The organism is Nonomuraea sp. NPDC049714 (assembly GCF_044465295.1).
Lineage (GTDB): Bacteria > Actinomycetota > Actinomycetes > Streptosporangiales > Streptosporangiaceae > Nonomuraea.
This window is the reverse complement of record NZ_JBITLM010000018.1, coordinates 1-10,441: the sequence shown is the minus strand read 5'-3', so window position 1 is coordinate 10,441 and position 10,441 is coordinate 1. Positions and strand designations below refer to the sequence as shown.

Annotated in this window: 8 protein-coding genes and 1 pseudogene; 7 read left to right on the top strand and 2 right to left on the bottom strand. The window is 71.4% G+C overall.

Annotated features, from left to right (window positions below):
- Window positions 1–119 precede the first annotated feature (119 nt).
- A pseudogene (locus tag ACIBQX_RS45245) lies at window positions 120–2,513 on the top strand (DUF4118 domain-containing protein); the annotation flags it as partial.
- A complete protein-coding gene (locus ACIBQX_RS45240) occupies window positions 2,510–3,181 on the top strand; it encodes a response regulator (RefSeq protein ID WP_397015997.1) in 672 nt (223 codons plus the stop codon). The pseudogene ACIBQX_RS45245 and the gene ACIBQX_RS45240, both read left to right, overlap by 4 nt.
- Here ACIBQX_RS45240 and ACIBQX_RS45235 read toward each other — a convergent pair.
- On the bottom strand, window positions 3,163–3,876 hold the full coding sequence (locus tag ACIBQX_RS45235; RefSeq protein ID WP_397015995.1) for a hypothetical protein: 714 nt from the start codon (window positions 3,874–3,876) through the stop codon (window positions 3,163–3,165). The genes ACIBQX_RS45240 and ACIBQX_RS45235 overlap by 19 nt on opposite strands.
- Before the next feature lie 10 nt (window positions 3,877–3,886).
- Window positions 3,887–4,627 carry a FadR/GntR family transcriptional regulator gene (locus tag ACIBQX_RS45230; protein ID WP_397015993.1) on the bottom strand — a complete coding sequence of 247 codons (741 nt, stop codon included), beginning with the start codon at window positions 4,625–4,627 and terminating at the stop codon, window positions 3,887–3,889.
- A gap of 70 nt (window positions 4,628–4,697) precedes the next feature.
- Between ACIBQX_RS45230 and ACIBQX_RS45225 the strand changes: the two genes are divergently transcribed.
- Genes ACIBQX_RS45225 through ACIBQX_RS45205 form a run of 5 tightly spaced genes read left to right on the top strand, consistent with a single transcriptional unit; the run spans window position 4,698 to window position 10,190 of the window.
- Window positions 4,698–5,888: a (Fe-S)-binding protein gene (locus ACIBQX_RS45225; protein ID WP_397015991.1), complete on the top strand. Its 1,191-nt coding sequence runs from the start codon at window positions 4,698–4,700 to the stop codon at window positions 5,886–5,888.
- 37 nt (window positions 5,889–5,925) lie between these two features.
- Window positions 5,926–7,425 carry an FAD-binding oxidoreductase gene (locus tag ACIBQX_RS45220; protein ID WP_397015989.1) on the top strand — a complete coding sequence of 500 codons (1,500 nt, stop codon included), beginning with the start codon at window positions 5,926–5,928 and terminating at the stop codon, window positions 7,423–7,425.
- Window positions 7,426–7,445: 20 nt separating this feature from the next.
- Window positions 7,446–7,676 carry a hypothetical protein gene (locus ACIBQX_RS45215; RefSeq protein ID WP_397015987.1) on the top strand — a complete coding sequence of 77 codons (231 nt, stop codon included), beginning with the start codon at window positions 7,446–7,448 and terminating at the stop codon, window positions 7,674–7,676.
- Window positions 7,660–9,144, top strand: coding sequence for an APC family permease (locus ACIBQX_RS45210; protein WP_397015985.1), 1,485 nt, complete (start codon window positions 7,660–7,662; stop codon window positions 9,142–9,144). The genes ACIBQX_RS45215 and ACIBQX_RS45210 overlap by 17 nt, the downstream gene beginning before the upstream one ends.
- Window positions 9,141–10,190 carry an LLM class flavin-dependent oxidoreductase gene (locus tag ACIBQX_RS45205; RefSeq protein WP_397015983.1) on the top strand — a complete coding sequence of 350 codons (1,050 nt, stop codon included), beginning with the start codon at window positions 9,141–9,143 and terminating at the stop codon, window positions 10,188–10,190. The genes ACIBQX_RS45210 and ACIBQX_RS45205 overlap by 4 nt, the downstream gene beginning before the upstream one ends.
- Window positions 10,191–10,441 lie beyond the last annotated feature (251 nt).

Genomic DNA, 10,441 nt, shown 5'->3' with positions numbered 1-10,441 from the left:
CGGCGGCGGCGCCCCGCCCCCCCTCCCCACCCCCCTCCCGCCCCCCCCCCCGCCCGGCGCCCGGGGGGGGGGGGGCGGGGGGGGGGGCGCGCGCCCCCCCCCCCCCCCCCCCCCCCCCCCGGCCGCGGACCGCCGCCCTGCTGGAGGGCATGGAGGTGATCCCGCGCAGGACGCTGGTCCACCGCGGGGCCACCTTCGCCGAGCTGGACGTCGACGCGGTCATCGCACGCGCACCCAAGGTCGCGCTGATCGACGAGCTGGCCCACACCAACGTGCCCGGCTCGCGCAACGTCAAGCGCTGGCAGGACATCGACGAGATCCTCGACGCCGGCATCGACGTCGTCTCCACCGTCAACATCCAGCATCTGGAGTCGCTCAACGACGTCGTCCATCAGATCACCGGCATCCCGCAGCGGGAGACGGTCCCCGACGAGGTGGTGCGGCGGGCCGACCAGATCGAGCTCGTCGACATGTCTCCCGAGGCGCTGCGGCGGCGGATGGCGCACGGCAACGTCTACGCGCCCGAGAAGGTCAGCGCGGCGCTGGCGAACTACTTCCGCGTCGGCAACCTGACCGCGCTGCGCGAGCTGGCGCTGCTGTGGGTGGCGGGGAAGGTGGACGAGCAGCTCGACCGCTACCGCGCCGACCACGGCATCGAAGGCACCTGGGAGGCCCGCGAACGCATCGTGGTAGCCCTGACCGGCGGCCCCGAGGGGGAAACGCTGGTACGCCGGGCCGCCCGCATCGCCGCCCGTACCAAGGGCGCCGACCTGCTGGCGGTCCACGTGACCAGCGCCGACGGGCTGGCCGGAGCCGACCCGGCCAACCTGGCCCGCCAGCGCGCCCTGGCCGAGAGCCTGGGCGGCACCTACCACCAGGTGGTCGGCGACGACATCCCGCGCGCCCTGCTCGACTTCGCGCAGGGGGTCAACGCCACCCAGCTGGTGCTGGGCGCCTCCCGCAGGGGCCGGTTCGCCCAGCTGCTCTCGCGGGGCGTGGGCGTGGAGACCACCGCGCGGTCCGGCTCCATCGACGTCCACCTCGTCACCCACGAGGCGGCCAAGCAGGGCCGCCGCCGGCTCGAACGTTCCCGGGCGGCGCTGACCAGGAAACGCCGGCTGTTCGGGTGGGCGGTGGCGGCGGCGGGCCTGCCACTGCTGACCACGGCGCTCGCCCCGTTCCGGGACGTGATCTCGCTGCCCAGCGAGATCCTGCTGTTCCTGAGCCTGGTGATCGCCGTCGCGCTCGTCGGCGGGACCTGGCCCGCGATCGTCACGGCCGTCGGCGGGTTCCTGCTGCTCAACTGGTTCTTCACGCCGCCCCTGTACACCTGGACGATCCACGACCCGGAGAACTTCTTCGCCCTGACGGTGTTCGTCCTGGTCGCGGCCGCGGTCAGCGCGATCGTCGACCTGGCCGCCCGCCGGACCAGGGAGGCGGCCCGCGCCCGCGCCGACGCGGAGGTGCTCTCCACCCTGGCCGGGCACGTCCTGCGCGGCGAGGCCGCGCTGCCGTCGCTCCTCGGCCGGCTGCGTGAGACCTTCGCGCTGGACTCGGTCACGCTGCTCGAACGCCTCGGCGAGCCCGCCCCGGACGACCAGGCCGAGCCCGCCGCCTGGCGGATCGTCTCCACCTCCGGCACGGCCCCGTGCGCCAACCCGGCCGTCGCCGACACCGACGTCGTGATCGACGACAGGCTGGTGCTCGCCGCCCGTGGCCGGCTGCTGGACGCCAGCGACCGGCGGGTGCTGGAGGCGTTCGCCGCCGAAGCGGCCGTCGCGCTGCGCCAGGAACGCCTTCAGCGGGAGGCCGAGCAGGCCAGGCCGCTGGCCGAGGCCGACCGGATGCGCACCGCGCTGCTCGCCGCCGTCAGCCACGACCTGCGCAGCCCGCTGTCGGCCGCCAAGGCCGCCGTGGAGAGCCTGCGCAGCCGCGAGATCGACTGGACCCCGCAGGACCGCGACGAGCTGCTGGCCACCGCCGACGAGTCGCTCGCCCGCCTGGACCGGCTGGTGGAGAACCTGCTCGACATGAGCCGCCTGCAGGCCGGCGTGCTCGGCCTGTCACTCCAGCCCATCGCCCTGGACGAGATCGTCCCCCACGCCATCGGCGACCTCGGGCCGCTGCGCGACCGCGTCGAGGGCGACGTCTCCATCGAACTGCCCGAGGTCCTGGCCGACCCGGCCCTGCTGGAGCGGGTGCTGGTCAACCTGATGAGCAACGCCGTACGTTACAGCCCGCCCGAGCGGAAGGTCATCGTCACCGCGAGCTGGCATGACGACCACGTCGAGATCCGCGTCATCGACCGTGGGCCCGGCATCCCGCGCGAGGCCCACGACCGGGTCTTCCTGCCGTTCCAGCGGCTCGGCGACCGGGACAACGACACCGGCGTCGGGCTCGGGCTCGCGCTGTCGCGAGGGCTGACCGAGGCCATGGGCGGCACGCTCGTACCCGAGGAGACACCCGGAGGAGGCCTCACCATGATCGTCGACCTGCCCATCCACACGCCATGACCAAGATCCTCGTCGTCGACGACGAACCGCAGATCCTGCGCGCGCTCCGCATCAACCTGGCCGCCCGTCACTACGAGGTCGCCGTCGCCCCCGACGGCGCCGCAGCGCTGCGCGAGGCCGCCCGGTGGCAGCCCGACCTGGTGGTCCTCGACCTCGGCCTGCCCGACCTCGACGGCGTCGACGTCATCCAGGGGTTGCGCGGCTGGACCCGGATCCCCATCGTCGTCCTGTCCGGCCGGGCCGGGAACCAGGACAAGATCGACGCTCTGGACGCGGGCGCCGACGACTACGTGACCAAGCCGTTCAGCATCGAGGAGCTCCTGGCCCGCATCCGCGCCGTCGCCCGCCGGACCGCCGTCCACGAGCCCGGTGGCCTGGCCGACGTGCGGATCGGCGACCACACGGTGGACCTGACCGGCAAGACCGTCTCGGGGGACGTGCGGCTCACCCCCACCGAATGGCACATCCTGGAGATCCTGCTGCGCAACCCCGGCAAGCTCATCCCCCGGAGCCACCTGCTCGCCGAGGTGTGGGGCAGTAAGCACGTCAAGGAGACCCACTACCTGCGCCAGTACATGGCCCAGCTGCGCAAGAAACTCGAACGCGACCCGGCACGCCCGGCCCACCTCATCACCGAGCCGGGCATGGGCTACCGCTTCACCCCATGACCCACGCCTGCCCTGACGGACGTGACGATGCTCCACGGCAACTCCGGTAACGGGAGCCGCTCGGCCCCCGGGTCCGGGAGCAGGGAGCCGGCGGGCAGGCGCGGGGAGTTGGTCGCCACCACCCTGCCCTCGCCGTTCACCAGCGTGATCTCCGTGGGGCTGGCCGCCAGCACGCCGAGCAGCAGCGCCTCGAACCTGGCCACCCGCACGTCGGCGCCCACCACACCGAGGAAGCGGCCGTCCACCTCGGCGGGCGCGGTGAAGGTCAGCATGTACGTGTCGGTGCCGCCGTAGTCGACGTACGGGCCGACGATGTGGCGGCGGCGGGTGCGCTCCGGCACCGCGAACCAGGCGGCGGCCGTGTAGTCGTAGAAGCCGAGGCTGTCCGGGTCGAGGTCCACGTCGAGGAAGATCGGATCCTGCTCGGGCGGCGCCTGCCACCACTCCAGCCACCGCCGGCGGTCGGCCAGCACGCCGGGCGCGACGATCACGCCGGCCCCGGCCACCACCTCGTTCGTCCTGCTCAGGCAGGCGAAGATCTCCGGCCGGACCGTGGCCAGGTCGGCGCAGGCGAACGACCCGGAGGCGCGATAACAGGTCACGACGCTCGCCAGGATGCGATCCAGCGAGCCGAAGATGTCCGCGACGATCGTGTGGACCCGGTCCGCCACCTGACCGACGTGCCGATCACTCATCGTGGCCTCCTCACTCGGATGCGACGAGCCGCCAATGGAACTCCATCAGACGTTCTATCCCCTTGTCGATGTGTTCCTCGGTGAGCGACCTGGCGCGCGCCGGGTCGCGGGCCTCGATGGCGTCGATCACCTGGGCGTGGCTGCGCGCCGTGTCCCGGGGGTCGACCGCCTCTCCGTACGGGAGCCAGAGCAGCTCGCCCACCTCGGCCTGGATGTCGATCTCGGCGCGCGTCAGCCGTACGGACTGGGCGGCGGCGGCGACCTCGATGTGGAAGCGGCCGTCGGCGCGGCGGCGCTCGTCCACCGAGGTGGCCGCCTCAAGGCGGCCGAGGATCTGACGCAGCCGCGTGACGTTGTCGGCGGAGGCCCGCAGGGCTGCCAGCCGGGCGGCGGTGCCCGCGATCGCGGAGCGGTAGTCGCCGATCTCGCGGAGCTCCGAGGTGCTGAGCTCGCGCAGGCGGCGGCGCAGCCGGGCCGTGGACGGGGCGGCGGGCGCGAGCACGAACGTGCCGCCGCCGCGCCCCCTGCGGGTCTCGACCAGCCCGCGCTCGCGCAGCGCGGCCAGGGCCGCGCGCAGCGTCACGGTGGAGACGTTGAGCGCGTTGGCCAGCTCCAGCTCGGCGGGGAGCTGGTCACCGTCGGCGATCAGGCCGAGCGCGATCGCCTCGGCCAGCCGGCGCGCCACGACCTCCACCCGGCCGGAACCGTCGTCGAGCGGGGCGAAGATCGCCGCCTTGGGGAGCTGACTCACACGCTCCAGCATATTGCCATTTGAAATATGAACTCATAGTTTTAACCGCAACCCGCCTTTGGGAGGCCACATGCCGGATCCCGAGAAGGAGTTCGCCGAGGAGTGGCGCGATGCCGCCTACAACTGTTTCTCCTCAGGCCACAAGTTCTGCCGCGAGGTCTGTCCCGTCATGCAGGTCACGCGCAACGAGTCCTGGAGTCCCACCGCCTTCCACGCCAACGTCGTGGCGATGGAGAAGGGCGAGCTCGAGGTCGCGGACGTCGCGGCCGACTACGTCAACTGCACCGGATGCGGCGCGTGCGAGCTGCGCTGCCCCAACTCACTGTTCACCGGCGACTTCTACCGCTTCCGCACCCGTACGGTCGACCTGGTCAAGGCCGTGCGCGGGCTGGCCGTCTCGCAGGGCGTGCACCAGCCGGGCTGGCAGCGCTGGAACCTGCTCACCGACGAGCGCGGGCACGAGCCGGTGCTCAACGGCACACCGGTCGACCAGGCGCGGGTGCGTGACTGGGCCGACGGGCTGGACCTGCCGATCGGCGGGGAGAGCATCCTGTTCGTCGACTGCGAGGCGGCCTTCTACCGCACCTCGGTGCCGCGCTCGGTGGCCCGGATCCTGCGGCTCGCCGGGTATGAGTTCGGGCTGATGAACGAGCAGTGGTGCTGCGGCGGCCCGGCGGCCGAGATGGGCTACGAGGAGCAGGCGCGGCGGTTCGCCCGGCACAACCTGGACGACTGGCGGGCGGCCGGGGTGCGCCGGGTGCTGGTGCTGGACCCGCACGACTACATCACGTTCACCGAGGACTATCCGAAGTACTTCGGCGACGCGTACGACATCGAGATCGTGCTGGTCGTGGAGCTGCTGGCGGAGCTGATCAGAGAGGGCAGGCTGACGCCGCACGTGCCGGTCGAGCGTACGGTGACCTACCACGACCCGTGCCGGCTCAACAAGCGCAAGGGCGTCTGGCGGGAGCCGCGGGAGATCCTGCGGGCGATTCCCGGGCTGACCTTCCATGACGAGGACCGGGTGACGCAGTGGTCGTACTGCTCGGGCGGCGGGGGCGGGCTGCCCGTGGAGAAGCCGGAGCTGACCGCGAAGATCAGCGAGCAGCGGATCGGCAAGGCCGCCGAGCTGGGCGTGGACACGCTGGTCAGCGCCTGCCCGTGGTCGGAGCGGCCGCTGTCGGAGGCCGGCGAGGCACGCTCGATCGACGTCGTGGACCTGCACGAGCTGCTGGCCGAGTCGCTGGGGGTGGCGCCATGAGCGGGCGATTCGGCGGTCGCGGGCCGGAGGCGGCGTCATGAGCGTCGTGATCGGGGATCCCGTGCTGGCGGAGCTGCGGGGGATTCTCGGCGCCGAGCATGTGCTGACCGGCAAGGCCGACCGGCTCAACCGGGCGCGCGTGCCCGCGCCGTTCCCGGTGCACCGGTGGGCGGAGCGGATGCCCGACCTGGTCGTGCTGCCGGGCTCCACGGAGGAGGTCGCGGAGGTGCTCAGGCTTGCCGACAGCCTGCGGATCCCGGTGGTGCCGCGCGACGGCGGCACCGGGCTGACCGACGGCGCGGTGCCGCTGCGCGGCGGCATCGTGGTGGACGTCAAGCGGATCGACCAGATCAGGGAGATCGACCTCGACAACCGCACCTGTACGGTCGGCACCGGCATCAATGCGCTCAAGCTCAACGAGGTGTTAGCCCAACATGGCCTGATATATCCGGACGATCCGGCGTCCTATCCGTGCTCGCTCGTCGGCGGCCGGATCGGCACCAGCGGCTGGTCGCTGATCGGCTCCCGCTACGGCCACAGCCGCGACCTGGTGCTCAGCTTCGACCACGTCCTGCCGTCCGGCCGCGTCATCCACGTCGGCGACGGCATCGGCCGCAAGATCACCAAGAGCTCCAGCGGATACCAGCTCAAGCACCTGTTCATGGGCCATCAGGGCACCCTCGGCATCGCCACCGAGGCGACGCTCAAGCTGTTCCCCAAGCCGGAGGCGGAGTTCTCGCCGTTCTGGGCGTTCGAGGACTACGACAGCGCCTACCGTGCGGTCGGCGCGCTGGCGCGGGCGGGCGTGGCCACGTTCGCCGGGGCGGTGCTGTTCGACGAGTGGAAGGTCGACTACCTGCGGCGCGACGACGAGGCCTACATCCCGCAGCCGTCGTCGGTGAAGGCGCTGGTGTGCGCCGCGTTGTACGGCTACGAGGACGAGGTCCGGGCCGGCGGCAGGAGGCTGCTGCGCATCGCCCGCTCGCTCGGCGCCCGCTACCTGGGCGACGAGATCTCGCAGGGCGACTGGGCGGCCAGGCACGACAGGTACGCCACGCCGCTGCACGGCCGCACCCGGTCGGGCCAGGTCGCCCCGATGAGCTGGCACTGCGAGGACGCCTCGATCAACTACACGAACCTGCCCGCCGTACGACTGGCCTGGCACGAGATCGCCGACCGGCTGCGGCGCGAGAGCGACGTGTTCGACGACTGGGGCATGTTCGCCTACACCAACGGCGCGACCGGCGCCGACTACCTCACCGAGATCGACATCGGCATCTGGGAGCAGCGGCTGGACGACGCCGCCTGGGCGGCGTGGGTGCGGGCCAAGCGCGACCTCGCCGCCGTGTCGCTGGCCTACGGCGGCTCGATCAGCGCGTGCCACGGCTCGTGCCGCGAGGGCGAGGTGGACCTGGTCCCCGCCGAACTCGGCGGCGGGTACGACGTGATGCTCGCCATCAAACGGGCCATCGATCCGAACAACATCATGAATCCCGGCAAGTACCTGCTGGACCAGGCGTACGCGGAGAAATCATGAAATATCGCTATCAAGAGGAAATGTCGCCTCCGCCGGCCCAGCGGGTGAGCGACGTGGCGATCACCCGGTTCGAGCACGTCTACGAGGTCGAGCCCGGCCTCATGGCCGAGCATGTGACGCAGCAGACCTTCCCCAACTGGGACACCCTGCGCCTGGTGCGGTCCCGGGCCGACCACCTGGCCTGGATGCACCGGCACTTCGCCGACACAGTGATCTCCGGCGAGGAGCTCCTCCGTGACCTCGACGAATGACGCCCCGCTGAGTCCGGCGGACGACTCCCGGCTGGCCGACCTCGGCTACACCTCCGAGTTCCGCAGGGACATGAGCCTGTGGGCCAACTTCTCCCTCGGCTTCACGTACCTGTCTCCCGTGGTCGGGATCTACACTCTGTTCGCCTCGTCGCTGGCCCTCGGCGGGCCGCCGATGATCTGGAGCCTGGTCATCGTGGGCGCCGGGCAGTTCCTGGTGGCGCTCGTCTTCGGCGAGATCGTCTCACAGTACCCGCTGACCGGCGGCATCTACCCCTGGGCCAGGCGGCTGTGGGGGCGGCGGTGGGCCTGGATGACAGGCTGGGTGTACCTGGTCGCGCTGCTGGTCACGATCGCGAGTGTGGCGTACGGGGCGGGACCGTACCTGTCCGCCCTTCTCGGGATCGAGGTGAGCTCAGGGAACACGATCCTCTGCGCCCTGATCATCCTGGGCGTCGCGCTGGCGATCAACCTGGCGGGGACCAGGGCGCTGGCCCTGGCGGCGATCATCGGGTTCACCGCCGAGCTGGTCGGGGCGCTGGCCGTGGGCGGGTGGCTGCTGCTCACCCAGCGGCACCACGGGCTCGGGGTGCTGTTCGACTCGTTCGGCGCAGGGTCAGAGTCCGGATATTTCGTGGCATTCCTGGCCGCCGGACTTATCGGGATATTTCAGTACTACGGGTTCGAGGCGTGCGGTGATGTGGCCGAGGAGGTGCCCGACCCGACCCGGCGCATCCCCAAGGCCATGCGCATGACCATCTACGTGGGCGGCGCCGCCGCGACGTTCGTCTGCCTGGCGCTGCTGCTCGCGGTGCCCGACTTCGCCGCCGTCGTCTCCGGCACCGACGCCGACCCCGTCACGAACGTGCTGACCACCGCGTTCGGCGCCACCGGCCTCAAGGTCGTGCTCGGCGTGGTGCTGCTGTCGTTCCTGTCGTGCGCGCTCAGCCTGCAGGCGGCGGCGAGCCGGCTGCTCTACTCCTACGCCCGCGACGACATGATCGCGGGCAGCCGCGCGTTCAGGAGGTTCTCCCCGGCCAGGCGCATCCCGCCGAACGCGCTCCTGGTCGCCGCCGTGGTGCCCGCGCTGGTCGTGCTCGGCTCCATCGTGTCGGAGGACGCCCTCATCAAGATCATTTCCTTCGCGGTGCTCGGCATCTATCTGGGCTTCCAGATGGTCGTGCTGGCGGCGTTGCGGGCCAGGTTACGCGGCTGGCGCCCGTCGGGACCGTTCACGCTGGGGCGCGCGGGCCTCGCCGTCAACGTGGCCGCGCTGCTCTACGGGGTGCTCGCCATCGTCAACATGGCCTGGCCGAGGACGCCCGACGCCCCCTGGTACGACGACTACCTGGTGGCTCTGTCCGGGCTGGTGGTGGTCGCCGCCGGGCTGATCTACCTGCTGGTCGCCAAGCCGTACGACAAGGGCGACGCCCCCTCGGGCGACGCCATCCCTCAGGAGGTCGCACGATGAAGTTCAGTTACGTGATGCTGCCGGACTATCCGCTGCGGGACTCGCTGGCGTCCATTCGCCTGGCCGACGAGCTCGGCTTTCACGCCTGCTACGCGGCCGACGAGACCTGGCACAAGGACCTGTGGCTGCTGTTCGCCGCCGCGGCGCAGCAGACGTCCCGCATCAGGTTCGGGCCCAGCGTGTCGTCGGTGGTGCTGCGGGAGCCGTCCCTGATCGCCCAGGCGGCGGCCACCCTCGACGAGCTCAGCGACGGGCGCGCCGAGGTGGTGCTGTCCAGCGGCAACTTCGGGCTGCTCGCGCAGTACAACATCGACTGGACGGTCACCAAGCCGTTGTCGCGGGTGAAGGAGGCGGCGTACGTGGTGCGCACGCTGCTGGACGACGGCGCGATCACGTTCGACGGCGAGTTCTTCAAGTACACCGGCCTGTTCACCTTCGCCCGCCCGGTGCAGGAACGCGTGCCGGTCAAGCTCGGCGCGATGCGTGGACCGCGCTCCTTCCAGGCGGCCGGCGAGCATTCCGACGGCGTGCACCACGCGCTCAGCTACACCCGCGAGGCCTACGACTACCTCGTCCAGCACTTCACGGCCGGCGCGGAGCGGGCGGGCAAGGACGCCTCGTCGATGGACATCGGCGCCTGGGTCGTCTTCGCCACCGGCCCGGACTCGGCCGTGGCCAAGGAGGCGGCCCGCAGCATGGTGGGCCTTTACGCCTCGTCCATGCCCGCCGAGCAGCTCGAACGCAACGGCGTCGACCCGGGCGCGATGAAGCCGATCGTCGACGCCCTCGGCGCCGGCGACCTGGCCAGGGCGATCGAGCTGACCACTCCCGAGCTGGGGGAGCGGTTGTCCATCGCCGGCACGCCGGAGGAGTGCGTGGCCAAGATCAAGCGCGAGATCGAGCCGTCGGGCGTCAACCACATGATCCTCGCCGTCACCGACGCGACGCTGGTCAAGCAGTTCATGGGCCGGGAACTGCCCGAGGTGGCCGACGTGGACACCCAGCTGCGGCTGATCCACGACCAGATCATGCCGGCCTTCGCCTGACCCGGAGGGGGGACGGCAGGCCCCGCCGTCCCCCACCGCAGAACAAAACGGGGTGAGACGCGCCGTTCTCCCACGGTGGAACGGGACGGGATACGCCGCCCCCGGCGCCGGGACGCGCCGGGACGCGCCGGGACGCGCTAGGACGCGCCGGGACGTGCTAGTGGCCTGTCACTCAACGTCGGTCGGGTAATTGATCTCTGGGCGGTGGACCCGGCAGGCTGGCTACTTCCCTAATGAGGAGGTGGTCATGG

Excerpts from the sequence above, each read along its gene's own strand:
- ACIBQX_RS45225 (WP_397015991.1), top strand. The coding sequence starts at position 4,698 with ATGCCGGATCCCGAGAAGGAGTTCGCCGAGGAGTGGCGCGATGCCGCC.
- ACIBQX_RS45205 (WP_397015983.1), top strand. The coding sequence starts at position 9,141 with ATGAAGTTCAGTTACGTGATGCTGCCGGACTATCCGCTGCGGGACTCG.
- ACIBQX_RS45240 (WP_397015997.1), top strand. The coding sequence starts at position 2,510 with ATGACCAAGATCCTCGTCGTCGACGACGAACCGCAGATCCTGCGCGCG.
- ACIBQX_RS45220 (WP_397015989.1), top strand. The coding sequence starts at position 5,926 with ATGAGCGTCGTGATCGGGGATCCCGTGCTGGCGGAGCTGCGGGGGATT.
- ACIBQX_RS45235 (WP_397015995.1), bottom strand. The coding sequence starts at position 3,876 with ATGAGTGATCGGCACGTCGGTCAGGTGGCGGACCGGGTCCACACGATC.
- ACIBQX_RS45215 (WP_397015987.1), top strand. The coding sequence starts at position 7,446 with ATGTCGCCTCCGCCGGCCCAGCGGGTGAGCGACGTGGCGATCACCCGG.